Source organism: Aeromicrobium sp. SP1 (genome assembly GCF_055663785.1).
In genome coordinates this window covers 1,722,352-1,746,307 of sequence record NZ_JBQVVK010000001.1, presented here as the reverse complement: position 1 = coordinate 1,746,307, position 23,956 = coordinate 1,722,352, and the positions used below count along the sequence as shown (strand labels likewise).

Below are 23,956 nucleotides of genomic sequence, written 5' to 3'. Positions count from 1 at the left end.
CATCGAAGGAGCCTGGCATGGCCGCGCCCACGACCGCCCGGATCCGCGACGACTCCCCGCTGCGCGAGCTGTGGAACCGCTACAACCGGTACCGCGCCCGCCTCGTGTGGGCCGTCGTGCTCTCGACGATCAACAAGGTCGCCGACGTCGTCCCCGAGCTGCTCATCGGTGCCGCCGTCGACGTCGTCGTCCGCGGTGACGCGTCGTTCGTCGCGAGCGTGCTCGACGTCGAGTCCCGGTACGCGCAGCTGGTCTGGCTCGCCGCGATCAACGTCGTGGTGTGGGTGGTCGAGTCGGCGTCCGAGTACCTGGCCGCCGTCGCGTGGCGTGGGCTGGCGCAGTCGATCGAGCACGAGCTGCGCGTCGAGGCGTACGACCATGCGCAGCGGCTCGACGTGCACTGGCACGAGGGCCGCCCGCAGGGCGCGACGCTCGCCACGATCAACGACGACGTCAACCAGCTCGAGCGGTTCCTCGACATCGGCGCTCCCGCGATCCTGCAGACCGTGCTCAACGTCCTGCTCGTCGGTGCGGTGTTCGCGGTGGCGTCGTGGCAGCTGCTGCTCGTGGCGTTCCTGCCGATCCCGCTCATCGTCATCGGATCGTTCTGGTTCCAGCGCCGCCTCGAGCCGCTCTACGTGAACGTGCGCGAGAAGGTGGCCGACCTCTCGGGCCTGCTCGGCGCGAACCTCGGCGGCATCACGACGATCAAGGCGTTCACCGGGGAGGATCGCGAGCGCGAGCGGGTCGAGCAGGCCTCGGACGCCTACCGCACGGCCAACGTCGACGCGATCCGCCAGTCCGCGGCCTTCGTGCCGATCGTGCGGATGGCGATCCTCGCGGGCTTCACGTGCACGTTGCTGTTCGGCGGCTGGGCCACCCTCAACGGCACCCTCGAGGTCGGTCTGTACTCGGTCCTGGTGTTCATGACGCAGCGTCTGCTGTGGCCGCTGACCGACATCGCGGAGATGCTCGACCTCTACCAGCGCGGGCGGGCGTCCACGGCGCGCATCCTGGCCCTGCTCGACGAGCCGATCACGGTCCCGGCCGGCACGCAGGCCCTGCCGACGCCGGTCGCGGGACGGCTCGAGCTGCACGGCGTGCGCGCGGGCTACGCCGACGGTCCGGACGTCCTGCACGACATCGACCTCGTGGTCCCCGCCGGTCAGACCCACGCGATCGTCGGGCCGACGGGCGCGGGCAAGTCCTCCCTGCTGCGCCTCATGCTGCGGTTCGACGACCCGCGCTCGGGTCACGTCACGCTCGACGGCCGCGACCTGCGCGACCTCGAGTGGGAGTCGCTGCGCGGCTCGATCGGCTACGTGTCGCAGGACGTCTTCCTGTTCGCCGGGTCGATCGCCGAGAACATCGCCTACGGACGGCCCGGTGCCGACGCCGAGGCGGTCCGTGAGGCGGCGAGGCTCGCCGCGGCGGACGACTTCATCGACGCCCTGCCCGACGGCTACGAGACGTGGGTCGGCGAGCGCGGCGTCACCCTGTCCGGCGGCCAGCGTCAGCGGCTCGCCCTGGCCCGGGCGCTGCTGCGCGATCCCGCGCTGCTGATCCTCGACGAGGCCACGAGCGCGGTCGACAACGAGACCGAGGCCGCGATCCAGCAGTCGCTGTCCACGGCGACCCGCGACCGCACGGCGATCATGGTCGCCCACCGGCTCTCCACGGTCCGTCACGCCCATCGCATCTGGGTCCTCGACGCCGGTCGCGTGGTCGAGGCGGGAACGCACGACGAGCTCGTCGCGGCCGGTGGCGCCTACGCCGCGCTGTGGCGCGTGCAGACGGGCGACGCCCAAACGCTTCCAGATGAAATGAATTCGTAACGAGCAAGGCCGGTTGCTGCAACCGACTCGCCGTAGCGTCGTGCGCATCGGCCCCGCGTGGGGCGGTCCGAGTTGCGGAGGATGCCATGCACGTTCCCGACCACTACCTCGATCCGAGCACGAGTGCCGCGACGGCGGCCGTCGCGATCGCCGGAATCGTCGTCGCCGCCCGTAGGGCCGGGCGCGAGACGCCGCGGGACACCTCGGTGCCGTGGTCCGCGCTCGTCGCCACGTTCGTCTTCGCCGCGCAGATGCTGAACTTCTCGGTCGGCAGCGGCACGAGTGGCCACCTGCTCGGCGGCGCGCTCGCGGCCGTGCTCGTCGGGCCGGCCACGGCCGTGCTGTGCCTGAGCGGTGTTCTCGCGGTCCAGGCGCTGTTCTTCGCCGACGGCGGGGTGACGGCGCTGGGCACCAACGTGACGCTCATGGCGCTCGTCGGCGTCCTCGCGGGATGGGCGGTCTTCCGCGTCGCCCTGCGCGCGATGCCCCGGCGCGCGGCCTCCGTCCCGGTCGCGGCGTCCGTCGGCGCGCTCGTCTCGGTGCCCCTGGCCGCGCTGGCCTTCACCGCCCTCTACGCCGTCGGCGGCCGGGCCGACGTCCCGCTGGTCGACGTCGCCGTGGCGATGATCGGCTGGCACGGCCTCATCGGACTGGGCGAGGCCGCCATCACGCTCGTCGTCGTCGGCGCCGTGGTCTGGGTGCGGCCCGACCTGGTCTTCGGCCTGCGCGAACTGCGACCGTCGCGGCGCACGGTGGCGGCATGAGCTCGCGAGCGTTCCGCTGGTCGGCCCTGGCTGTGTGCCTGGTCCTCGCCGGCGTGGTCAGCCGGTTCGCCTCGAGTCATCCCGACGGTCTGGAGTTCGTCGCCGGTCAGCACGGCTTCCTGCACACGGCACGCGAGAGCCTCACCGCGGGTTCGCCGCTGGCGGGCTACGCGGTGGCGGGCGTCGACGGTGCCGGGCTGTCCGGAGGTCTCGCCGGCGTGATCGGGTGTGCCCTGACCTTCGCGCTCGTGGCCGTCGTGACGCGGCGTCGTCCCGGCGACGCGTGACCGCGGCGTCGGCGCGGCCAGGGCGGGCCGTGGCGGACGTCGACGAGGCCTGTGCCGTGCTCCGTGAGGGCGGCGGTCGGGTGTCCGTCGCGCGCCGGGCGATCCTCGAGGTGCTGTTCGCCAGCGAGACGCCGGTATCGGCCGAGGAGATCGCCCGGTCGGTCGTGCCCGCGCTGGACGTGCCCGCGACGTACCGCAATCTCGAGCGGCTCGGCGCCGTGGGTCTCGTGCGCCACGTCCACCTCGGTCACGGCCCCGGGCGCTACGCACTCGCCGGCCGGAGCGAGGGCGAGTTCGGCTACTGCGAGCGCTGCGGGAAGGTCGTGGCGATCGGCCCCGAGGCGCTGCGCATCCTGCGCCAGCAGATCGCCGCGACGGTCGGGATCCGACCGTCCTTCGCCCACTTCCCGCTCGCCGGGGAGTGCCTGGCGTGCTGTGACGAGGGTCACTGAGCGTTTACACGTCGGTAATACCAGATGGAAGTAACTCGAAATCTCACCTTTCTACCGTGGGCCCACTCGGCGGCGCAGGGTGCGCCGATGGGGGATCAGACCGAAAGGGATTCCAGTGGTGAAAACACGCAAGCTCGTCACGAGCACCGCAGCGGCCACGCTCGCTGCGCTCGTCCTGACCGGGTGCGGCACGAAGGACTCCGACGGCGCATCCGCCGCGGCCGAATCGTGCATCGACACGTCGGGGGACACCGTGAAGCTCGGCTTCCTCAACTCGCTGACGGGAGGGATGGCGATCTCGGAGAAGACGGTGTCCAACGTCCTGCACATGGCCGCCGACGAGATCAACGCCGACGGCGGCATCCTGGGCAAGAAGATCGAGTACATCCAGGAGGACGGCGCCACCGACTGGCCGACCTTCGCGGAGAAGACCGAGAAGCTGCTCACGGAGGACTGCGTCGCGGCGATCTTCGGCGGTTGGACCTCCTCGTCGCGCAAGGCCGTCAAGCCCGTCGTCGAGGAGCACAACGGACTGTTCTTCTATCCGGTCCAGTACGAGGGCCTGGAGTCGTCGCCGAACATCTACTACACCGGCGCCACGACGAACCAGCAGATCATCCCGGCCATGGACTTCCTCAAGGAGCAGGGCGTGAAGACGCTGTTCCTGGCCGGCTCGGACTACGTGTTCCCGCGCACGGCCAACGCGATCATCAAGCTCTACGCCGAGGAGCTGGGCATCGAGATCGTCGGTGAGGAGTACGTGCCTCTCGACAAGGACGACTGGACCACGCAGGTCGCCAAGATCGTCGACGCCAAGCCGGACTTCATCTTCAACACGATCAACGGCTCGTCGAACGTCGGCTTCGTCAAGGCGTACTACGACGCCGGACTGAGCGCGGACACGACGCCGATCATCTCGGTCTCGATCGCCGAGGAGGAGGCGCCGGCCATGGGCCACTCGGTCACCGGCCAGTACGCCTCGTGGAACTACTTCCAGTCCCTGGACACCCCGAACAACCCGGCGTTCATCAAGGCGTGGAAGGCCTACCCGAACAGCAGCGGGGTGACCTCCGACCCGATGGAGGCCGCGTACGACTCGCTGTACCTCTACAAGGCGCTGGTCGAGAAGGCGGGCTCGTTCGAGGTCGACGACGTCAACGACGCGGCCGAGGACGGTGGCATCAGCGTCGACGGGCCGCTCGGCACGGTGGAGCTCGACGGGGAGAACCACCACATCTCCAAGCCGGGTCACATCGGGCGGATCAACGACGACAACCAGTTCGACGTCGTCTGGTCCTCCGACGGGTTCATCGAGCCCGATCCGTACCTGGAGCAGTACGACTGGTTCCCCGAGGACGTCCGCAAGGCGTTGGTGGACGCCGCGGGCTGATCCGCGACGCCGCGGCAGTGGGGTCGCGTGCCACGCGGCACGCGACCCCCTGCCACCGCAGCACCCGACCACCCCTCGAGAGGATCCGGAACCTTGGACTCGCTGATCCCGCCGTTGCTCAACGGCACGGCAGACGGAGCTCTGCTGCTCATCGCCGCACTCGGCCTGGCGCTCACGTTCGGCCAGATGGGCGTCATCAACATGGCGCACGGCGAGTTCCTCATGGCGGGGGCCTTCACCGCCTACCTCACCCAGCAGGCCATCTCGAACGTCGACGTGTCGATCCTGGTGGCGCTCCCGGTCGCCTTCGTCGTGGCCGGCCTGATGGGCATCGTGCTCGAGGTGACGGTCATCCAGTGGATGTACCACCGGCCCCTCGACACGCTGCTGGCCACGGTCGGGGTGGCCCTGATCCTGCAGCAGGCCGCCGTGCAGATCTTCCCGAGCCAGGGCGTCCCGGTCGAGAAGCCCTCGTGGCTCGACGGCCAGATCCCGGTGCTGGGCTACGACTGGCCCCAGCGCCAGCTGTTCACGATCGTGCTCGCGGCGATCTGCGTCGCAGGTCTGGGAGCGGTGCTCAAGTTCACCCCACTCGGCCGCCGGATCCGCGGAACGGTGCAGAGCCGCGATCTCGCCGAGACGCTCGGGGTGTCGACCCGGCGGGTCGATCGGCTGACGTTCTTCATCGGCTCGGGACTGGCCGGTGTCGGTGGCGTCGCCGCCTCCCTCATCGGCGGCACCAACGCCACGATGGGCACGAAGTACATCATCGCGGCCTTCCTCGTGGTCGTCGCCGGAGGACTCGGCCAGCTCAAGGGCACCGTCATCGCCGCGCTCGCGGTCGGCATCACCACGGCGTTCCTCGCCGACTGGACGACCGGCAGCCTCGCGCAGGTCATCACGTTCGCGCTCGTCGTCGTCTTCCTGCAGGTCAAGCCCCAAGGTCTGTTCACCGTGAGAACACGAGGTCTGACATGAGTGCATCGTCATCGCCGCAGGCCAGGGCCGGCTGGCTCCGGTCGTGGGGACCGCTGCTGGTCATCGCGGTGCTCGCGGTGGTCCTGCTCGCGGTCGCTCCGGCCGTCCTGACCCAGACCCGTCTGGGCTTCCTCGGCAAGTACCTCTGCTGGGCGATCGTCGCCGTCGGCATCGGCCTGGCGTGGGGCCGCGGCGGCATGCTCGTCATGGGGCAGGGAGTGTTCTTCGCGCTCGGGGCCTATGCCATGGCGATGCACCTGAGCCTGGAGTCCGTCGGGCCGGACGGGATCCCCTCCTTCATGATCCTGTACGACCCCACGGCACCGCTGCCGGCGTGGTGGGCGCCCTTCCGCAGCGGCGCGTTCACGGTGCTGGCCATCGTGATCGCCCCGATCATCGTGTCCGCGATTCTGGGCTTCGCCCTGTTCAAGCGCCGGGTCAAGGGCGCCTACTTCGCGATCCTCACCCAGGCGCTCGCCGTCGCGCTGGCCGCGCTGCTCAGCACGACCATCAAGGTCTCCGGCGGCGACACGGGACTGAGCGGATTCACGACGTTCTTCGGCTACCCGCTCGACGAGCCGGCCAACAAGGTGATGATCTACTCGATCGCGGCGGGTCTGCTGCTCGCGTGCCTCGTGGTCGTCTGGCAGCTCTACCGCAGTCGTTTCGGCGAGCTGCTCCTGGCCACCCGCGACGCCGAGGAGCGCGTCCGCTTCCTCGGTCACGACCCGGCGAACATCAAGCTCGTGGCGTTCATGATCGCCGCGGTCATGGCGTCGATCGGCGGCGCGATGTTCGTCCCGTTCGCCGGCATCATCTCGCCCAAGGAGGTCGGGGCGGCCGCCTCGATCATGTTCATCTCGGGGGTCGCGCTCGGCGGTCGCGCATCGCTGTTCGGTCCGGCGCTCGGGGCGATCGCGATCGGCTACGGCCGCACGAGCCTGTCCGAGAACTTCCCGGACCAGTGGACGTACATCCAGGGCGGGCTGTTCATCCTCGTGATGCTCTTCCTGCCGGGCGGACTCGCCTCGCTGTTCACGAAGCTCGGTGGGATGCGCCAGGGCCGTCGGGTGCGCGCCGCGGAGCCGGTCGAGGTGGTGACCGCATGAGCGAGCCGGACACCCTCGAGCAGGGCAAGCTCGTCATCGAGGACCTGACGGTCGACTTCGACGGGTTCAAGGCCGTCAAGGGCGTCGACCTCATGCTGCTCCAGGGCCAGCTGCACTTCCTGATCGGTCCCAACGGCGCGGGCAAGACCACGCTGGTCGATGCGATCACCGGTCTGGTGAGGGGGTCGGGCACGGCGACGTTCGGCGGCGTGGACCTGCTGTCGCTCAAGTCGCACCAGATCGTGCGCGCCGGCGTCGGTCGCACGTTCCAGACCGCGACGGTGTTCGAGGAGCTCTCGGTGCTGCAGAACCTCGACATCGCCGGCGGTGTCCACCGCAAGGCGTGGCGGATGGGGTTCGCGCGACGCGGCACGCCGTCCTACGTCGCGGACGCCCTCGACGCGATCGGCCTGGGCGATCTGCGCGACAAGCCCGCGGGCATGCTCGCGCACGGTCAGAAGCAGTGGCTGGAGATCGGCATGCTGCTGGTCCAGGACGCCAGGGTGATGTTCCTCGACGAGACCGTCGCGGGCATGAGCGTCGAGGAGCGTGACGAGACCGGCGAGCTGCTGCGGCGCATCGGTCGCGACCGCACGATCATCGTCATCGAGCACGACATGGAGTTCGTGCGGCGGTACGCCGACTGGGTCACCGTCATGCACTCCGGTCAGGTGCTCACCGCCGGGACGATGGAGCAGGTGCAGGCCGACCCCAGGGTCCAGGAGGTCTACCTCGGGACCGCGGCCGACATCGCCGTGGTCGAGGAAGTCGTGGGTCAGAAGGGTGCGGCGGATGCTTGAGCTCAAGGGAGTCAGTGTCGGCTACGGCCGGGTCAGCGTGGTCCACCACGTCGACCTCGCGGTGCCGAAGGGCAGTGCCGTGGCGGTCATGGGCCACAACGGTGCCGGCAAGACCACGCTGCTGCGGGCGGCCGTCGGCCTCCTGCCGGCCAAGAACGGTCAGATCCTCCTCGACGGTGAGGACGTGACGAGACTCAAGCCGAACCAACGCGTCAGTCGAGGACTCGGCTACGTGCCGCAGGGCCAGATCTCGTTCGGCCAGATGACCACGCTCGAGAACCTCCAACTCGTCGCGGACGGCCGCAAGCGGGGTCCGGAGCTGATCGCCGAGTCGCTCGACACCTTCCCGGCGCTCAAGGAACTGCTCACCAGGCGGGCGGGGCTGCTCTCGGGCGGTCAGCGCCAGCAACTGGCGATCGCACGCACCCTCATCACCGAGCCGCGCATGCTGATCCTCGACGAGCCGACGGAGGGCATCCAGCCGAACGTCGTCGCCGAGATCGAGCACTTCATCACCTCGCTCACGCAGCGCGGCGACCTCAGCGTCCTGCTGGTCGAGCAGCACGTCGGGTTCGCGTTGCGGGCCACCAGTCACTACTTCGTGCTCGAGTCCGGTCGGATCACGTCGAGCGGGGCCGGCGGCGCCGGTGCGGTCGACGCGGTGCGCGCGGCGATGGCGGTCTGACATGCACCTGACCCCGGGCGACACCGAGAAGTTGTTGTTGTCGGTTGCGGGCATGGTCGCGCGCGACCGGTTGGCCCGTGGTGTGCGGCTCAACCATCCGGAGGCGATCGCCCTGCTCGCGACGTGGGTCATCGAGCGCGCCCGCGACGGGGTCGGCGTGCCCGAGCTCATGGTCGCGGGCCGGGCGGTGCTGAGTCGTGACCAGGTCATGGCCGACGTCGTCGACCTGCTCACCGAGGTGCAGGTCGAGGCGACCTTTCCCGACGGGCGCAAGCTCGTCACCATCCACCAGCCGATCGCCTGAGGAGGCCGTCATGGGTTCGTCGACACGAGGTCCGGGGGCCGTCCGGGTGGCCGAGGGGATGTTGGAGATCAACGCCGATCGCACACCGGACCAGCGCCGCACCCTCGTCGTGCTCAACACCGGTGATCGGCCCGTGCAGATCGGGTCGCACATCCACCTCGCCGACGTGAACGCGGCGCTGGAGTTCGACCGTGAGGCGGCGTCGGGCTTCCGGCTCGACATCCCGGCGGGCACGTCGCGTCGGTTCGAGCCGGGCGCCTCGCGCGAGGTCGACCTCGTGGCCCTGGCGGGACGCCGCGAGGTGCCCGGCATCCGGGTGCGGCGGCCCTGATGCGGATCTCGCGCGCGGACTACGCCGCGCTCTACGGCCCGACCGTCGGCGACCAGGTGCGGCTGGGGGACACCGACCTGTGGATCGAGGTCGAGCAGGACCTGACCTTCGGTGGGGAGGAGGCCGTCTTCGGCGGCGGCAAGTCGATCCGCGAGTCGATGGCGCAGTCCACGCTGACCCGGGCGGCGGGGGCCCCGGACACCGTCATCACGAACGCGATCGTGCTCGACCACTGGGGGATCGTGCGCGCGGACGTGGGGATCCGCGACGGCCGCATCGTCGCGCTCGGTCGGGCGGGCAACCCCGACATCGCCGACGGCGTGCATCCCGATCTCGTGATCGGTCCGTCGACGGACGTGATCTCCGGTGAGGGACGGATCCTGACCGCCGGCGCGATCGACGTCCACGTGCACTTCCTGTCGCGGTCCCAGCTCGTCGAGGCGCTGTCGACGGGAGTCACGACGGTCGGCGGAGGGGGGACCGGTCCGTCAGAGGGCTCGAAGGCCACGACCGTGACCCCGGGCGCCTGGCACCTGCGCACCGTCCACCGGGCGCTGGACTCGCTGCCGCTCAACGTGCTGCTCATGGGCAAGGGCAACACGGTGTCGGCCGAGGCCCTCGCGGAGCAGGCCCTCGCGGGCGCCGGCGGCTACAAGGTGCACGAGGACTGGGGCTCGACGCCGGCGGCGATCGACGCCTCGCTGCGGGCCGCCGACGAGCACGGACTGCAGGTGGCGCTGCACTCGGACTCGCTCAACGAGGCCGGGTACCTCGAGTCGACCGTCGGCGCGATCGGGGGGCGATCGATCCACGCGTTCCACGCCGAGGGTGCCGGCGGTGGCCACGCCCCCGACATCCTGACGATCGCGTCGCTGCCCCACGTCATCCCCGGATCGACGAACCCGACGCTGCCGCACACGGTCAACACGGTCGCCGAGCATCTCGACATGCTGATGGTCTGCCACCACCTGAACCCGCGCGTCCCCGAGGACCTCGCGTTCGCGGAGTCGCGGATCCGCGCCACGACGATCGCGGCGGAGGACCTCCTGCACGACCTCGGCGCCCTCTCGATCACGTCCTCCGATGCGCAGGCGATGGGTCGGATCGGCGAGGTCGTCACCCGTACATGGCAGGTCGCACACGTCATGAAGGCCCGGTACGGCTCGCTCGGTGGCCGGGCCGACAACGTGCGGGCGAGGCGGTACGTCGCGAAGTACACGATCAACCCCGCGATCGCCCACGGCCTCGAGGACGAGATCGGCTCGGTCGAGCCCGGCAAGCTGGCCGACCTCGTGCTGTGGGATCCCCGGTTCTTCGGCTTCCGGCCCGAGGTCGTCATCAAGGGCGGGGCGCTGGTGTGGGGAGCGCTGGGGGATCCGAACGCGTCGATCCCGACGCCCCAGCCGCAGCTCATGCGGCCGACCCTCGTCGACCCGGCGCACGGGGGAGCCGACCACGCCGTCACGTTCGTCGCGCCGTCCGCGCTGGAGGCGGGGCTCGCCGACGAGCTGGGCCTGCGCCGCCGGCTCGTGGGTCTCAAGCCGACGCGTGATGTCGGCAAGGCGCAGATGGTCAACAACGATGCGCTGCCCAGGATCCAGGTCGACCCCGAGACGTTCGCGATCCACGTCGACGGCGAACTCGTCCAGCCCGCCCCCGCGGAGTCCCTTCCGCTGGCCCAGCTCTACTCGATGTTCTGAGCACCGGACGATGACCGCGCCCACCGCCTCCCCGGACCTGCTGCTCATGCTGCTCGCCGATGCCCGGCTGCCCACGGCGGGGCACACCCAGTCGGCGCAGCTGGAACCGGCCGTCGAGTCCGGCCTCGCCGCCGCCGACGTGCCCGACTTCATCGCGCTGCGGCTCGCCACGGTCACCCGGGTCGAGGCCGCGACGGCGGTCGTCGCGCTGCACCGCCTGCACCACGGCGGGTCGCTCGACGAGGTCGAGCTGGCGTGGGGTGCACGGACGCCGAGCGAGGCGATGCGGGCGACGTCCCGCCGGATGGGCCGGGCGCTGCTGCGACTCGTCTCCCGGTTGTGGCCCGACGACCCGGGCATCGCGTCACTGGAGCGGGGGGCGCCGCGTGCCGTCGTCCTCGCTGCTGCGGCGGCGGCCGGCGGGCTCGACGCCCGGGCGCTGGCCGGGCTGGTCGGGTACGACGACGTCCAGACCGTGGCGGCGGCGGCACTCAAGCTGCTGCCGCTCGATCCCGCCGACGTCGCCGGCTGGGTCCTGTCGGCGCTGCCCGCCGTCGACCGGCTCGCGGCCGAGGTCGCCACCGTGACCACCCCGGTCGGCATCCCCGCCGCCGGGGCACCCCGGATCGAGGCGTGGGCACAGGCCCACGCCGCCACCACGAGGAGGCTGTTCAGTGCCTGATTCACCTGCCAAGGCGCCCGCGCGGGCCCTGCGCGTCGGGATCTGCGGACCCGTCGGCACGGGCAAGAGCTCGCTCATCGCGCTCGTGTGCTCCCAGCTGGCCGATCTCGTGCAGATCGGCGTGGTCACCAACGACATCTACACCGACGAGGACGCCCGGTTCCTGCGCTCGGCCGGAGTGCTCGAACCCGAGCGGATCCGCGCCGTCGAGACGGGGGCCTGCCCGCACACCGCCATCAGGGACGACATCACCGCGAACCTGCTCGCGGTGGAGGAGCTCGAGGAGGACTTCTCGCCGCTCGACCTCGTCCTCGTCGAGTCCGGGGGCGACAACCTGACGGCGACGTTCTCGCCCGCGCTCGTCGACACGCAGGTCTTCCTGATCGACGTCGCCGGAGGCGGGGACGTCGCGCGCAAGGGTGGTCCGGGCATCACCCGAGCCGACCTGCTGGTAGTCAACAAGACGGACCTCGCGCCGTACGTGGGCGTCGACGCCGACCAGATGGTCGCCGACGCGACGGCGGTCCGCGACGGGCGGCCCGTCATCGCGCTCTCGCGGCAGGACGAGGACTCCGTCGGCACGCTGGTCGCGTGGCTGCTGTCGCAGATCCGGACCCACCGGGCCGGCCTGCTCGTCCCGTCCGATCCCGGTCCGATGGCGCCGCACGTGCACGCCACGGGGGTCGTGCACACGCACGAGGGTGCCCATGACGGTCACGTCCACGCGTGAGCGGACCAGCCTGACCCGCGTCGAGGTGGTCCGCCCGTCCGGCGGGGGACGCTGCGAGGTGCGCCTGGGCTGTGAGGGGCCGCCCGACCGCCCCCTCGTGCGGCCGATGCTGCTGTCCTCGGACGAGGCCGGTGCCCGGGTCTCGCTCGTGCCCGAGGGGGCCCTGCTGCTCGCCGGAGACGCCGTCACGATCGAGGTCTCCGTCGGCGCCGGTGCGCGGCTCGAGCTCGTCGAGCCCGCGGGGACCGTCGCTTACGCGATGGCCGGTGGCAGCGCCTCGTGGGACGTGGACGTCGAGGTGGAGACCGCTGCATCGCTCGTGTGGGCGGGGGAGGCGTTCGTCGTGTCCGAGGGAGCCCGCGTCACGCGCCGCACCCGGGTGCGGCTGGGATGGGGCGCCCGGGTGGCCCTGCGTGAGGTCCTCGTGCTGGGTCGCCACGGCGAGCGCCCCGGTTCACTGCGTCAGGAGTTCACGGCCGAGGGCCCCCGGGGTCTGCCGGTGCTCGCCGAGACGCTGTCCGTCGGCCCGTCGTCGAGTCCGCTGCTGCTCGGAGCGCGTGTCATGGGCACGGTCACGATGCTCGGCGCACGACTGCCCGACGGCCTGCCCGGCACCCGGCTCGACCTCGAGGCCGAGGGAACGGTCGTGCGGAGCCTCGTCGACGACGCCCACCTCGCGGTGCCGGCGCCCGCGTGGCTCGCCGCCCGTCAGGCGTCCGCGTGACCCAGCGACAGGTCGGGGGCCACGACGTCGCGCACCCGGCGCTTGAGCTCGACGATCTCGGGGAAGCCGCCGTCGGTCTTGCGGTTCCACAGCGCCGTCGTGGTCTCGCCCTGCTGGACGTCCACCCGGAACATGCCACCGCTCGACGGCACGAGCATCACGCCGCCGAGCAGGTCTCCGAACGTCTGCAGCAGCTCGCCCTGGTACCACTGGGCGCGCAGCTGCCACTTGCACTGCGTGCAGTAGCGGATGGCGACGACGGGCGATGCGGGCGCGCTCACGGCCTGATCATCTCAGGTTCCACGATCACCGGATGCGGGCGATCTGCTCCCGGACCTCGAACTGCATCCCGTCCACGCTGGCGAGGTAGACGTCCTGGTCGAGCAGGTTGCCGTCGAGGCGCATGAGGCCGCGCGGGCCGTCGTAGACGGCACCGGACCCGAAGGACGAGACGGCCTCGACGTCGATGCCGCCGCACGTGCGGCCGAGCCGGCCGAGGAACCAGATCGCCTCGTAGCAGGACTCGCCGACGGCGTTGAGCGCCGGCGCCCACGGTCCGAACCGGCGGTGGTAGGCCCGACCGAGCTCGTGGCTCTCGACGGTGTCGAGTCCGTCGAAGTAGGCCGCGGCGGCGTACAGGTTGCGGTGCGCGTCGGCGCCGCCGCCGAGCAGCGTGTTCTCCTCGATCGCGGGACTGAGTCGGGTCAGACGGTCGTCCAGGCCCTGGCGCGAGAACTGTCGGTTGAAGTGCACCGCGTCCTGGCCCATCAGCAGCATGACGACGCCGTCGACGTCCTCGTGGCGCAGGTCCTGCAGGACGCCGGCGAAGTCGCTCGTGCCGAGCGGCACGTACGTCTCGCTCACGACCTGCGACGCGGTGCCCTGCAGGGCGAGTCGGGCCGTCGCCCCGGTCACCCGCGGGAAGACGTAGTCGTTGCCCACGACGGCCCACCGGCCGACGCCGAGCTGGTCGCGCATCCAGTGGGCCGCGGGAAGCAGTTGGTTGATCGGCCGCTCGCCGAGCATGAAGACGCCGGGGGTGTCGTCGCGACCCTCGTGCATCGCCGCGTAGGCGTAGACGACCCGACCTCCGACGCGCCGCGTGATGGCCTGGCGCACCGCCGAGATGTGCCACCCCGCGACGGCGTCGACGGCACCGGAGGTCACGAGCGCGTCCACGTCCGCCGCCACCACGTCCGGATGACGACCGCCGTCCACGATGACCAGCTCGACCTCGCGGCCGGCGATGCCGTCGCGGGCGTTGAGCTGCTCCGCCGCCAGCTCCCCGCAGGCCAGGCACGAGGGCCCGTAGATCCCGGTGGGTCCCTGCAGCGGCACCACGAAGGCGACGCGCACGTGCTGGCGCATCGGGATCGGGGCGGCGAGGAGATCCACTCGCCCAGTCTGGGGCTGCACACCCCGGTCGCCCCATGCCGTGGCGGGCATCTTCACGCAGCGGTCACGGGACTTAACACCGACGTGACGTGGGGCGCGCGGATGGTCCCTCGGACGCTTCCAGATGGCAGTATCGTGATCCTGAGGAGGTCGTGATGGAGTTCGAACCCGAAGGCGTGACACTGCGACTCAAGCACGCGGAGCAGGCGCTGCGCCGTGCCGTGGACCAGGTCCTGGTCGACGAGGGACTCACGTTCGAGCAGTGGCAGGTGCTCGCCGCCCTGGTCGAGCGGTCGGGGCTGCGGATGACCGATCTGGCCGGGTTCGCGGTGCTGCCGGCGGCCTCCCTGACCCGCCACGTCGACCATCTCGTCGCGCGGGCGCTCGTGATCCGGCGGATCGATCCGCAGGACAAGCGCCGGGCCGTCGTCGCGCTCTCCGTCCTGGGCGAGAACCTCGCGCGGCGCCTGCAGGAGATCGAGGTCCGCACCGATCTCGGCAGCGACGTGGTGGCGCCCGTCGTCCACTCGTGACCCGCGGGTAACGTGACCCTCGACACCCCGAGTCGAGGAGAACCATGAAGTACGACGCCATCGTCGTCGGAGCCGGCCTGGCCGGTCTCGTCGCCGCCCACGAGCTGACCGCGAAGGGCCGCACGGTCGCCCTCGTCGACCAGGAGAACGCCGCGAACCTCGGCGGTCAGGCCTGGTGGTCGTTCGGTGGCCTGTTCCTGGTCGACTCGCCGGAGCAGCGTCGGCTGCGGGTCAAGGACTCGTTCGAGCAGGCGTGGAGCGACTGGCAGGGCAGCGCCCAGTTCGACCGCGTGGACGACGAGGACTCGTGGGCGCTCAAGTGGGCCCGTGCGTACGTCGAGTTCGCGGCCGGGGAGAAGCGCTCGTGGATCCGCGAGCACGGCATCGGTCTGACGCCCGTGGTCGGCTGGGCCGAGCGCGGCGACCTGAGCGCCGGCGGTCACGGCAACTCCGTCCCGCGCTTCCACGTCGCGTGGGGGACCGGCACGGGCATCGTCAAGCCGTTCGCCGACAGCGCGCTCAAGGCCGCCGACGCGGGCCTGCTGACGTTCCACCACCGCCATCGCGTGGCCGAGGTCGTCGTGACCGACGGCACCGTGACCGGCGTGCGCGGCACGCTGCTCGCGCCGGACGACTCGGCGCGCGGCGTCGCCTCGAACCGCGACGTCGTGGGCGAGTTCGAGCTCGAGGCCCAGGCCGTGATCGTGACGACCGGCGGCATCGGCGCCAACCACGACCTCGTCCGGCAGAACTGGCCCGAGCGGCTCGGCACCGCGCCGGCCCACATGGTCACGGGCGTGCCCGCGTACGTCGACGGCAGCGGCCTGGGCCTGGCCTCCGAGGCCGGCGCCCGGCTCGTCAACAGCGACCGCATGTGGCACTACACCGAGGGCATCCAGAACTGGGATCCGGTCTGGCCCGGCCACGGCATCCGCATCCTGCCCGGCCCGTCGTCGATGTGGTTCGACGCGCTCGGCCGCCGACTGCCCGCGCCCTACCTGCCCGGCTACGACACGATCGGCACGCTGCGCCACCTGCGCACTACGCCCGACATCGCGCAGTACGACCACTCGTGGTTCGTCCTCAACGAGCGGCTCATCGCCAAGGAGTTCGCGCTGTCGGGATCGGAGCAGAACCCCGACATCACGAGCGGCTCCAAGAAGGAGGTCATCAAGGCGCGGCTCGCCAAGGGTGTCCCCGGACCCGTGCAGGCGTTCGTCGACCACGGCGCCGACTTCGTGGTGGCGGACACGATCGAGGAGCTCGTGGCGAAGATGAACGAGCTGACCGACGAGCCCCTGCTCGACGCCGCCGAGGTGCGAGCGCAGGTGCACGCGCGCGACCTGCAGGTGCGCAACCCGTTCAGCAAGGACGCGCAGGTGCAGGGCATCCACAACTCGCGCAAGCACATCGCCGACCGGCTCAGCCGCACTGTCGCCCCGCACGAGATCCTCGATCCCGAGGCCGGGCCGCTCATCGGCGTCAAGCTGCACGTGCTCACCCGCAAGACGCTCGGCGGAGTCCAGACCGATCTCGACTCGCGCGCCCTGGCGCCCGGCGGCGAGCCCGTTCCGGGCCTGTACGCCGCCGGTGAGGTCGCGGGCTTCGGCGGCGGAGGCGTCCACGGGTACAACGCCCTCGAGGGCACGTTCCTGGGCGGCTGCCTGTTCTCGGGCCGCGCCGCCGGACGTGCCGCCGCGCGCGACCTGGGCTGAGGTTCCGCCCGGTCAGCAGGTGACGGTCGTCGGTTCGCCGGCGAACCGGTCGGCGGTCCAGTCGAGCAGCTCGGTGACGAACGGCGAGCCCTGCGCGACGATGCCGCCGTGGCCCAGTCCGGGGTACGTGCGGTAGTCCACCGACTGGCCGTCCGCGCAGCGCTCGCGCACGAACTCGTCCTGCAGGCGCAGGGTCACGACCCGGTCGGCCTCGCCCTGCGCGATGAGGACCGGTGTCGTGATCGCGCCCGTCGCGGCGTTCTCGTTGAGCCGCCGGCCGAGGTTGCCGTCGAACAGTGACCGCGTGATGAAGCGGTCGGCCATCAGGCGGGCCTCCTGCAGCGAGACGCGGGACGCCTGGGCGTGCAGGCAGCGGTCGCCGATCTCGTCGATCGGGACGCGGGCCACGGCGCGCACGTGGTCGTCGGCCGCCACGTCGTCGTACGTGCCGTCGTACGCGGCCAGCGCGTAGGCGACGAAGATCGTGCCGACGGGTCGGGTCTGCAGGTCGCGCAGGAACGTCGCGGGATCGCTCACGGGCGAGACGGCCGCCACCCCGGACAACGGCACGTCGGGCGCGTAGTCCTGCTGCGTGATCGCGGTCCACAGCGCCGCGTGGCCGCCCTGGGAGTGTCCCCAGGCGACGGTCTGGTCCGACAGGTCGACGTCGTCGAGGTGGCGCGCGGCGCGGACCGCGTCGAGCACCGAGTGCGCCTCGCCGGGTCCCACGAGGTACGGCTGGACGCCCTCGGTGCCCATGCCGGCGTAGTCCGTCGCGACGACGGCCCAGCCGCGCTCGACGGCCCCCGTGAAGGCCGCCGTGCCGCCGACGCCGAGCGCTCGCTCGAACAGGCTCGGTGCGCACTGGCGGGCGTATCCGGTCGTGCCGTGCGCCCACGCGATCACGGGATGCGCCGCCCCGCCGCGGGGGGCGGCCACGAGGGCGCTGGCGACCGTCGGCTCGCCGTCGGTGCGGGTCGTGCTGTAGAGGATCCGCCAGGCCCGGGCGCCGTCCGGGACGTTGCGGGTGAACGGCTCCGCCCGCAGGAGCAGACCCGGTTCGCCCGGCACGACCTCCGGGGTGTCGTAGAACGCGTCGGGTCGAGGCGTCGTCACCGCGACGTACGCGGTGAGGGCCGTCGCGGCGGCGGTCGCCCCGACGGCCAGGGCGAATCCCACGGCGCGGGCTCGCGTGCCCCACCGTCGCGGCGGCCGCACGGGGTGCGCGGCCAGCCCCGCGGCGAACGCGCCCGACCGCAGGCCGACGAGCACGAGTCGCAGTCCGGCCAGGAAGCCCAGCGCGAACACCGACAGGTCGGGCCAGACCAGGGCCATGCCGCCGAGCAGCGTGAGGCACGTCCCCGTGGCGAGCGCCGCGGGACGGTACGGCCGGCGCAGCCGCTCGCAGCCCTCCGCGATCAGGACTGTGGCCAGCACGAGCACGAGCGCCCGGGTCGTCCACACCGGCTGGACCGCGGCGGCCACACCGAGCACCACGAGCCCGACTCCGACGAGCCTGTCGCGTTGCCGTCCCGCCCGCGACGTCCACACCTCGTGCGCGCCGAGCGCCGTCAGCCCCAGCGCGACCGCGGCCACGAGCAGCTCGAGCGCCGACAACGGGTGCAGGAGCAGCACGATTCCCGCCCCGACCGCTCCCAGGGCGAGCACCGCGGCGAGGACGCGCCGGGTCGCGGAGGAGAACGGCATGGCCCCCAACCTAGGAGATCGGGCCGAGAGCCTGCCTACGATGGGGACGTGCCCACCGTCCTGATCTCGCTCGCCGGCGCCGCGACGACGTTCGCGCTCGCGCTGTGGTGGGGCACGCGCCGGCTGACGCCCGAGAGGATGAGGCGCGGTGCCGGCGCGGAGGCGTTCGGCGTCTTCACCGAGCTCTACGACCCGGGCAACCATCGAGCCGCCCTCGAGCGCGATGCCCGGAAGGAGCGCGTCGCCGTGGTCCCGTCGCCGGACGGCGACCTCCCCGTGCGCGTCAACCTGGGCCGCGGCACCGTCGTCGTCCGTCGTCCCCGATGACCCGGGCCGTCGTCGTCGGCAGCGGGCCCAACGGCCTCGCCGCGGCGATCCGGCTGGCCGGGGAGGGCATCGACGTCACGGTGCTGGAGGCCGCGGACCGCCCCGGCGGCGGCACCCGGACCTCGGAGACGACGGTGCCGGGACTCCTCCACGACGACTGCTCGGCGGTGCACCCGATGGGCGTGCTGTCGCCGTACCTCGCCTCACTCGACCTCGGCCGCCACGGCCTGCGATGGCGGTGGCCCGAGATCGACCTTGCGCATCCGCTCGACGACGGACGCGCCGCCGTCCTGTCCCGCGAGCCGGATCGCACCGCAGCGAGCCTCGGCGCCGACGGCTACGCCTGGTGGCGCCTGTTCGAACCGCTCGTGCGTGACTTCGACCGGCTGCTCGAGGACGCGTTCCGACCCCTCGCGCACGTGCCGCGCCATCCGGTAGCGCTCGCCCGCTTCGGTCTGCGGGCCCTCGAACCGGCGACGACGTTCGTGCGGCGCTGGGACGACGAACCGGCCAAGGCGCTGTTCACGGGAACGTCCGCACACGCCTTCGGCCGGCTCGACCGACCGCTCAGCGCCTCGGTCGGCCTGCTGCTGACGGCGGCGGGACACCGCGGGGGCTGGCCGGTGGCCGAGGGCGGGTCGCAGGCGATCTCGGCGGCGATGATCGCGCTGCTCGCCGAGCGGGGCGGAGTCGTGCGCACGGGCGTTGAGGTCACGAGCCTGACGCAGCTCGCCGAGGAGGTCGGCGGCGCGCCGGACGCCGTCCTGCTCGACACGTCACCCTCGGCGGCGGTGCGGATCGCCGGTGATCGCCTGAGCGGACGGGTCCGCCGGTCGCTCGGGCGCTACAGGTACGGCCCGGCGGCGTTCAAGGTCGACTTCGCGCTGTCCGGCGAGGTGCCGTGGGCGCATCCGGACGTGCGCCGCGCGGGCACGGTCCACCTGGGCGGGTCCGCGGCGGAGATCGCGGCGAACGAGGGGCTGACCTCGCTCGGGGTGATGCCCCAGCGCCCGTTCGTGCTCGTGGCCCAGCAGCACCTCGCCGACCCCTCGCGAGCCGCGCACGGACTCGTGCCGCTGTGGGCGTACGCGCACGTGCCGCACGGCTGGACCGGCGACGCCACCGACGCGATCGTGGCCCAGATCGAGCGGTTCGCCCCGGGCTTCCGCGACCGCATCGTGGCGTCCGTGCCGCGGGGCCCGCAGGCGATGGCGGCCTACAACCCCAACTACGTCGGCGGCGACATCGGGGTCGGCGCCAACACGCCTCGCCAGATCCTCATCCGTCCGCGCGTCGCCCGCGATCCGTACCGGTTGGCCGACGGACTCTACCTGTGCTCGGCGGCGACGCCGCCGGGAGCGGGCGTCCACGGGATGTGCGGCTTCCACGCCGCCGGCTCCGCGCTCGCGCGGCTGTGAGTCGTCCTCACTCGCCGGGCAGCACGACCCCCAGCTGGCGACGGACCTCGTCCATCAACGACATGACCCGCATCGTCTCGGACCACGGCAGCAACTCCGACTCGCGCGAGCCGGAGACGACGCACCTGGCCAGCTCGACGGCCTCGTAGCGCAGCCCGATGCGAGGATCCTCGGCCAGCGGCTCCCACGTGTCGAGGACTCGGCCCGCCGGGTCGACGAGCCGGATCGTCGTCGGCCGGTAGAACGGCCCGGCGAGCTCGAGCCTCGCGCGGGTCCCCGCGATCGTCGCGACCGTCGGGGTGCTCGCCGACATGCTGGCGCTGCACGTCGCGGTGGCGCCCGAGGAGTCGCGCAGGATGATCGCCTCCTGCTCGTCGACGCCGAGGTCGGTCAGGGCGCCGGCGGCGATCACCGCGCTGATCTCCGGCAGCAGCATGGACGCCAGGTGCAGGGGGTAGACGGCCAGGTCCAGCACCGCACCGCCGGCCAGTTCGGGACTCGCCAGTCGGGCGGGGCCGTCGGGGTAGAGCAGCTGACCGTGGTCGGCCTCGACGCTGCGCAGCTCGCCGAGCAGGCCCGACGCGACGGCCTGTCGGACGACGTCGTAGCCGGGCAGGAAGCGCGACCACATCGCCTCGACGCACGTCACGCCCGCGTCGTCGGCGGCCTCGAGGACGTCGCGCGCCTCGTCGGCGTTGCGGGTGAAGGCCTTCTCGACGAGCACGTGCCGGCCCGCATCGATCGCGAGCAGTGCGTGCTCGCGGTGCTCCGAGTGCGGCGTCGCGACGTAGACGGCGTCGACGTCGTCGGCGACGAGGTCCTCGTAGGAGCCGTGGGCGCGGTCGATCCCGAACCGCTCCGCGAACGCGCGCGCCCGGCCGAGGTCGCGCGAGCCGACGGCGACCACCTGCTGACCCGTCCCCTCCAGCAGTGCGGTCGTCATCTTCGCGGCGATGTTGCCGGTGCCGAGTACCGCCCAGCGCAACGACGGCGCCTCGCGGGGATCCGGTGTCCGGGGCTGGGGGAGTGTCATGACCCGCATCGTAGGCCCGCCTGACAGTGTGGTCACGTGAGCGGACATCTCGTGCTGGACGTGCTGACCGCGCTGGCGATCCTCATCGGGCTCGTGGGCGCGGTCGTGCAGGTGATCCCCGGCGGGCTCGTCGTCGGCGGCGCGGTCGTCGTGTGGGGGATCGTCACCGGGGGCACGACCGGGTGGACGACCGCGATCGTGGCCCTGCTGCTGACGCTCGCCGGGATCGTCCTGAAGTACCTCGCCGCCGGCCGCTACCTCAAGCGCCGCGGCGTGCCGAGCCGCAGCCTCGTCGTCGGGGCCGTGCTCGGCATCGTCGGCTTCTTCGTGATCCCCGTCGTCGGGTTGTTCGTCGGTTTCATCGGCGGCACGTACCTGTCGGAGTTGCAGCGGCTGCGTGACGAGAAGGCTGCCCGACGGGCGACGGGCCATGCGATGAAGGCGACCGGCATCTCGATCCTCGTCGAGCTCGCGACGGCGCTGCTGACCACCGCGACGTGGCTCTCGGCGATGCTCGTCGTCCACGTCTGAGTCTGTCCTCACCCGCAGGGCCACGTCCTAGGCTGGATCGGTGACGATCCAGGAACAGCAGAACGTGGCGCAGCGCCTGAACTGGCTGCGAGCCGGCGTGCTGGGGGCGAACGACGGCATCGTGTCGGTCGCGTCCCTGCTCGTGGGTGTCGCCGGCGCCACGTCCGACACCGGCACGATCGCCACCGCGGGCACCGCCGCCCTCGTCGGCGGCGCGATCTCGATGGCTCTCGGCGAGTACGTCTCGGTGAGCAGCCAGCGCGACAGCGAGCGCGAGATGATCGCCACCGAGCGCCGCGAGCTGCGCTCCGATCCCGAGGGCGAGCTCGAGGAGCTGGCCGACATGCTCCAGGAGCGCGGCATCAGCTCGGACACCGCCGAGCGTGCGGCGCGCGAGATGACCGAGCACGACGCTCTCGCGGCGCATCTCGAGGTCGAGCTCGGTCTCGACCAGGACGATCTGGTCAGTCCGTGGCACGCCGCCCTCTCGTCCGCGATCGCGTTCACGACCGGTGGGCTGCTGCCGCTCGTCGCGATGCTCGCCACGCCCCTCGCGGTGCGCGTGCCGGTGACGTTCGTCGCGGTCCTGATCGCCCTGGGCCTCACCGGGACGATCTCCGCCCGGATCGGTGGCGGCTCCCGCCTGCGCGCCGCCCTGCGTCTCGTGGTCGGTGGTGCGCTCGCGCTCGTGGCGACCTACGCGATCGGCTCGGCGCTCGGCACGACCGGAGTCGTCTGACGCTCAGCCGCAGGGCGGGGCGGTGACGACGCCGCCGATCGCGCCGGCGATCGCGTCGAGCAGGAAGCCGGTGCCGTGCTCGCGGCCCGCGGCCGCCTCGGGACCCGGGCCGTGGACGCCGTCGAGGTGGACGCCCTGCTCGGTGCACGTCAGTCGCGTGCCGTCACCCTCGGCCGCGAACTCGAAGGTCGCGAGCGAGGTCGACGCATGGGCGTCGTCGCGCCACATGTCGTAGACGTAGACGATGCGCTCGAGCTCGACGATGTCGGTGTAGGTGGCGCGGAAGCGGCTGCGGGAGCCGTCGGGGAACGTCGCGTCGTTGATCGCGATGCCGCCGACGGTGAAGTCCTCGGAGATCTCGGGGTCCGTCACGCCCTCGGGCCCGGCGAACCAGCGGGCCTTGACCTCGGGATCGGCGAAGGCCGACCAGACGTCCTTGAGGGGCGAGTCGTAGTGGCGCTCGAGGACGAACGTGGCGTGGGTTGCGGTGCGAGTGGTCATGAGGGGTTCTCCTGGTCGGTGGGTCGGGTGAGGAACTGGCCGAGGCGGTCGAGCCGTCGCTCCTGGGGGAGCCGGTGGGCGACGAGCCAGGCGTTCGCCCCGACAAAGGCGTCGGGGACGACCTGGACCGTGCGGACCCGGCCGAGCTTGTGCGACGAGACGATGCCGGCCTCCTCGAGCACCGCGAGGTGCTGCAGGACCGTCGGCAGGGCCATCGCGAAGGGCTCGGCCAGTTCGCTCACGGACGCGGGTCCGTGGGCGAGCCGCTCGACCATGGCGCGGCGGGTGCCGTCGCCGAGTGCGTGGAACACCCGGTCGAGCGGATCCGCATACTTAGCCATGTACCTAACTATTGGCGCGATGGCGCCGCGTGTCAAGAGGCCGGGGCGACAAGGTCTAGGCGAGCGGGATGCCGGCGGCGCCCTTGTCGGACTGGTACGCGTCGGACAGGCCGGCGTAGACCCCGGCGAGCCGGCCCACGCGCGCGGACAGGGCGGTCCGGTCGGGCTCGGCGAGGGTCGCGATGCACGCCTGCAGGTCGGTGCTGTCGAAGTAGGGGTTCGTCCGGTTGTAGAGGTCGCGGCCGGGTGGGACCTCGTCCCGATCGGGATCGGGCACGGCGTACACCGCCCGCAGGATCGCGATGTCGTACGGGATCGCGAACGACTCGGCCGAGTCGCGATGGCTGAACAGGTACGTGAAGTTGTCGAAGCCGGCCCACGTGATCCCCGAGAGGCACAGCGAGCACGGCTCGTGGGTGGTCAGGAACAGGCAGTCGCCGGGGTCCGGGCGGTGCTCGCGTGGCAGCTCGTGGAACCGCTTGATCGCGTGCATCTCGCCGTGCCAGAGCGGGTTATCGATCTCGTTGTTCGTCTCGGCGACGACGAGCGCGAGATCGTCCTTGCGCAGGATCGCCGCGCCGAAGACCTTGCAGCCGCGCGCGACCCCCGCCGCCGTGAGCGGGACGACGTCGTCCTCGATCACGTCGAGGAGTCGCCGGACCGTGGGGGAGTCGTGGTGCGCAGGCATGCCGGCACCGTAGTCGTGCGAGATTTCGCGGGCGTGACGCTACGTGGTCTCGTCGTCGTCGAACGTCACGGTGCGGTCGGGGTCCGGCAGGATCCGGTCGTCCTCGTTCTCCCACACCTCGCGCTGCTGCTCGACCGCATCGGCCGGTTCGGCGGCCGGTTCGAGATCGCGATCGTCATCCGGCAGGGGTCCGTCGGGGCTGTCCATCGCAGTACCTCCTCACGTGGTCCTGCTCCCGATCCTGCCCCACGGACGGC

Annotated in this window: 29 protein-coding genes; 21 read left to right on the top strand and 8 right to left on the bottom strand. The window is 71.8% G+C overall.

What is annotated here, in order from left to right; all coding sequences use genetic code 11:
* The first annotated feature begins 17 nt into the window (after positions 1-17).
* The 15 genes from ACT26F_RS08575 (at position 18) to ACT26F_RS08505 (ending at position 12,771) form a co-directional block, all read left to right on the top strand.
* Positions 18-1,835 (top strand): ABC transporter ATP-binding protein, encoded by a 1,818-nt coding sequence (locus ACT26F_RS08575; protein ID WP_471670098.1) that lies wholly within the window; start codon positions 18-20, stop codon positions 1,833-1,835.
* A gap of 86 nt (positions 1,836-1,921) precedes the next feature.
* Positions 1,922-2,599, top strand: coding sequence for an energy-coupling factor ABC transporter permease (locus ACT26F_RS08570; RefSeq protein WP_471670097.1), 678 nt, complete (start codon positions 1,922-1,924; stop codon positions 2,597-2,599).
* On the top strand, positions 2,596-2,886 hold the full coding sequence (locus tag ACT26F_RS08565) for a PDGLE domain-containing protein (protein ID WP_471670096.1): 291 nt from the start codon (positions 2,596-2,598) through the stop codon (positions 2,884-2,886). The genes ACT26F_RS08570 and ACT26F_RS08565 overlap by 4 nt, the downstream gene beginning before the upstream one ends.
* Positions 2,887-2,915: 29 nt before the next feature.
* Complete coding sequence (locus tag ACT26F_RS08560; protein ID WP_471670095.1) at positions 2,916-3,338, top strand: Fur family transcriptional regulator; 423 nt, start codon at positions 2,916-2,918, stop codon at positions 3,336-3,338.
* A 118-nt stretch (positions 3,339-3,456) separates the two neighbouring features.
* Positions 3,457-4,728, top strand: coding sequence for an urea ABC transporter substrate-binding protein (gene urtA, locus ACT26F_RS08555; RefSeq protein ID WP_471670094.1), 1,272 nt, complete (start codon positions 3,457-3,459; stop codon positions 4,726-4,728).
* Positions 4,729-4,821: 93 nt separating this feature from the next.
* A complete protein-coding gene (gene urtB, locus ACT26F_RS08550; RefSeq protein ID WP_471670093.1) occupies positions 4,822-5,706 on the top strand; it encodes an urea ABC transporter permease subunit UrtB in 885 nt (294 codons plus the stop codon).
* A complete protein-coding gene (gene urtC / locus ACT26F_RS08545; protein WP_471670092.1) occupies positions 5,703-6,815 on the top strand; it encodes an urea ABC transporter permease subunit UrtC in 1,113 nt (370 codons plus the stop codon). Before urtB ends, urtC begins: the two co-directional genes overlap by 4 nt.
* A complete protein-coding gene (gene urtD, locus ACT26F_RS08540; protein WP_471670091.1) occupies positions 6,812-7,615 on the top strand; it encodes an urea ABC transporter ATP-binding protein UrtD in 804 nt (267 codons plus the stop codon). Before urtC ends, urtD begins: the two co-directional genes overlap by 4 nt.
* The gene (locus ACT26F_RS08535; RefSeq protein ID WP_471670090.1) at positions 7,608-8,300 is read left to right on the top strand and encodes an ATP-binding cassette domain-containing protein; all 693 of its coding nucleotides are present in this window, start codon (positions 7,608-7,610) and stop codon (positions 8,298-8,300) included. Before urtD ends, ACT26F_RS08535 begins: the two co-directional genes overlap by 8 nt.
* A gap of 1 nt (position 8,301) precedes the next feature.
* A complete protein-coding gene (locus tag ACT26F_RS08530; protein ID WP_471670089.1) occupies positions 8,302-8,604 on the top strand; it encodes an urease subunit gamma in 303 nt (100 codons plus the stop codon).
* A 10-nt stretch (positions 8,605-8,614) separates the two neighbouring features.
* Positions 8,615-8,935, top strand: coding sequence for an urease subunit beta (gene ureB, locus ACT26F_RS08525; protein ID WP_471670088.1), 321 nt, complete (start codon positions 8,615-8,617; stop codon positions 8,933-8,935).
* Positions 8,935-10,635 (top strand): urease subunit alpha, encoded by a 1,701-nt coding sequence (locus ACT26F_RS08520; protein WP_471670087.1) that lies wholly within the window; start codon positions 8,935-8,937, stop codon positions 10,633-10,635. The genes ureB and ACT26F_RS08520 overlap by 1 nt, the downstream gene beginning before the upstream one ends.
* A 10-nt stretch (positions 10,636-10,645) precedes the next feature.
* Positions 10,646-11,317, top strand: a complete 672-nt coding sequence (locus ACT26F_RS08515) for an urease accessory UreF family protein (protein WP_471670086.1) — start codon at positions 10,646-10,648, stop codon at positions 11,315-11,317.
* Positions 11,310-12,047 carry an urease accessory protein UreG gene (gene ureG, locus ACT26F_RS08510; protein WP_471670085.1) on the top strand — a complete coding sequence of 246 codons (738 nt, stop codon included), beginning with the start codon at positions 11,310-11,312 and terminating at the stop codon, positions 12,045-12,047. Before ACT26F_RS08515 ends, ureG begins: the two co-directional genes overlap by 8 nt.
* Positions 12,025-12,771 carry an urease accessory protein UreD gene (locus ACT26F_RS08505; protein WP_471670084.1) on the top strand — a complete coding sequence of 249 codons (747 nt, stop codon included), beginning with the start codon at positions 12,025-12,027 and terminating at the stop codon, positions 12,769-12,771. Before ureG ends, ACT26F_RS08505 begins: the two co-directional genes overlap by 23 nt.
* Here the strand turns inward: ACT26F_RS08505 and ACT26F_RS08500 are convergent.
* Both ACT26F_RS08500 and ACT26F_RS08495 read right to left on the bottom strand, forming a co-directional pair.
* A complete protein-coding gene (locus tag ACT26F_RS08500) occupies positions 12,756-13,052 on the bottom strand; it encodes an Rdx family protein (RefSeq protein ID WP_471670083.1) in 297 nt (98 codons plus the stop codon). The two genes, ACT26F_RS08505 and ACT26F_RS08500, sit on opposite strands and share 16 nt — an antisense overlap.
* Positions 13,053-13,077: 25 nt before the next feature.
* Positions 13,078-14,166, bottom strand: a complete 1,089-nt coding sequence (locus tag ACT26F_RS08495) for a substrate-binding domain-containing protein (protein ID WP_471670082.1) — start codon at positions 14,164-14,166, stop codon at positions 13,078-13,080.
* A 155-nt stretch (positions 14,167-14,321) separates the two neighbouring features.
* Here ACT26F_RS08495 and ACT26F_RS08490 point away from each other — a divergent pair, with 155 nt between their 5' ends.
* Entirely contained in the window at positions 14,322-14,699 is a 378-nt protein-coding gene (locus ACT26F_RS08490) for a MarR family winged helix-turn-helix transcriptional regulator (protein WP_471670081.1), read from the top strand.
* Between the two features lie 44 nt (positions 14,700-14,743).
* Positions 14,744-16,414, top strand: coding sequence for an FAD-binding dehydrogenase (locus ACT26F_RS08485; protein WP_471670080.1), 1,671 nt, complete (start codon positions 14,744-14,746; stop codon positions 16,412-16,414).
* A 12-nt stretch (positions 16,415-16,426) separates the two neighbouring features.
* On the opposite strand, the gene ACT26F_RS08480 is transcribed toward ACT26F_RS08485, so the two are convergent.
* Positions 16,427-18,121 carry a lipase family protein gene (locus ACT26F_RS08480; RefSeq protein WP_471670079.1) on the bottom strand — a complete coding sequence of 565 codons (1,695 nt, stop codon included), beginning with the start codon at positions 18,119-18,121 and terminating at the stop codon, positions 16,427-16,429.
* 48 nt (positions 18,122-18,169) lie between these two features.
* Here ACT26F_RS08480 and ACT26F_RS08475 point away from each other — a divergent pair, with 48 nt between their 5' ends.
* Together ACT26F_RS08475 and ACT26F_RS08470 are read left to right on the top strand one after the other, a co-directional pair.
* Entirely contained in the window at positions 18,170-18,448 is a 279-nt protein-coding gene (locus tag ACT26F_RS08475; RefSeq protein ID WP_471670078.1) for a hypothetical protein, read from the top strand.
* Positions 18,445-19,866: a phytoene desaturase family protein gene (locus tag ACT26F_RS08470; RefSeq protein WP_471670077.1), complete on the top strand. Its 1,422-nt coding sequence runs from the start codon at positions 18,445-18,447 to the stop codon at positions 19,864-19,866. Before ACT26F_RS08475 ends, ACT26F_RS08470 begins: the two co-directional genes overlap by 4 nt.
* 7 nt (positions 19,867-19,873) lie before the next feature.
* Here the strand turns inward: ACT26F_RS08470 and ACT26F_RS08465 are convergent, their stop codons facing one another.
* Positions 19,874-20,899, bottom strand: a complete 1,026-nt coding sequence (locus ACT26F_RS08465) for a Gfo/Idh/MocA family protein (protein WP_471670076.1) — start codon at positions 20,897-20,899, stop codon at positions 19,874-19,876.
* Between the two features lie 36 nt (positions 20,900-20,935).
* Here ACT26F_RS08465 and ACT26F_RS08460 point away from each other — a divergent pair, with 36 nt between their 5' ends.
* Together ACT26F_RS08460 and ACT26F_RS08455 are read left to right on the top strand one after the other, a co-directional pair.
* Complete coding sequence (locus tag ACT26F_RS08460) at positions 20,936-21,430, top strand: DUF456 domain-containing protein (RefSeq protein WP_471670075.1); 495 nt, start codon at positions 20,936-20,938, stop codon at positions 21,428-21,430.
* 40 nt (positions 21,431-21,470) lie between these two features.
* Entirely contained in the window at positions 21,471-22,169 is a 699-nt protein-coding gene (locus ACT26F_RS08455; RefSeq protein ID WP_471670074.1) for a VIT1/CCC1 transporter family protein, read from the top strand.
* 3 nt (positions 22,170-22,172) lie between these two features.
* Here the strand turns inward: ACT26F_RS08455 and ACT26F_RS08450 are convergent, their stop codons facing one another.
* From ACT26F_RS08450 to ACT26F_RS08435, 4 genes are read right to left on the bottom strand one after another with little or no spacing between them, the layout of a single operon-like run.
* On the bottom strand, positions 22,173-22,670 hold the full coding sequence (locus ACT26F_RS08450) for an SRPBCC domain-containing protein (RefSeq protein ID WP_471670073.1): 498 nt from the start codon (positions 22,668-22,670) through the stop codon (positions 22,173-22,175).
* Complete coding sequence (locus ACT26F_RS08445; RefSeq protein WP_471670072.1) at positions 22,667-23,011, bottom strand: ArsR/SmtB family transcription factor; 345 nt, start codon at positions 23,009-23,011, stop codon at positions 22,667-22,669. Before ACT26F_RS08445 ends, ACT26F_RS08450 begins: the two co-directional genes overlap by 4 nt.
* 55 nt (positions 23,012-23,066) lie before the next feature.
* A complete protein-coding gene (locus ACT26F_RS08440; RefSeq protein ID WP_471670071.1) occupies positions 23,067-23,699 on the bottom strand; it encodes a cytidine/deoxycytidylate deaminase family protein in 633 nt (210 codons plus the stop codon).
* Between the two features lie 39 nt (positions 23,700-23,738).
* A complete protein-coding gene (locus ACT26F_RS08435) occupies positions 23,739-23,906 on the bottom strand; it encodes a hypothetical protein (RefSeq protein WP_471670070.1) in 168 nt (55 codons plus the stop codon).
* Positions 23,907-23,956 lie beyond the last annotated feature (50 nt).